General features: G+C 35.7%; 1 protein-coding gene. It reads left to right on the top strand.

The features are described from left to right. Positions 1-523, top strand: a 523-nt coding sequence (locus IEY48_RS20345; RefSeq protein ID WP_229786618.1) for a DUF4377 domain-containing protein, incomplete at its 5' end; no start/stop codon positions are given. Positions 524-546: the final 23 nt, after the last annotated feature.

Here is a 546-nt window from a genome sequence, read left to right on the forward strand (position 1 = left end):
ATTTTCATTTTTGTTTTTTGTTTGCCTTATGTTCGCGTCAGCTTGTAACAATTCAGACGAAAAAGACGCTTCATCATATGAACAGTCAACCTCCATAGCTTCTTATATGCAACCGTGCACAGGTGTAAATCAAATGCTTTGCGTTTTGGCTGATGGCAAGCTCTTTTATGACGAAATTGAAGGCTTTACTTATATGTGGGGGTATACTTATGAGCTTACAGTCGAAGTCAATGAGGATGGCTCACCTTCTGCGGACGCTTCAAGTAAACAGTATTCATTGGTTAGTATCAACTCATCGGTTGAAGATGAATTGGGTGTGGAGTACGTCATTGATAATGTTGAACTTCTTGACTCAACAATTCATATGAATGATGGTGAGTACTTTTTTTTAAGTCAATCATTTGAGTGTGAAGATACAGCGTTGTGTGAGTCTTTATTAAATATGAATAACTCAGGTGGAATAGTGACAATCACTTTTAAATATATGGGGAATGGTGTTATCAATTTAATTTCATGGAATTAGAAATCTATCAATTTGCAAATAAG

The sequence above is a fragment of the Shewanella saliphila genome (assembly GCF_014648295.1).
Classification (GTDB): Bacteria; Pseudomonadota; Gammaproteobacteria; order Enterobacterales; family Shewanellaceae; genus Shewanella; species Shewanella saliphila.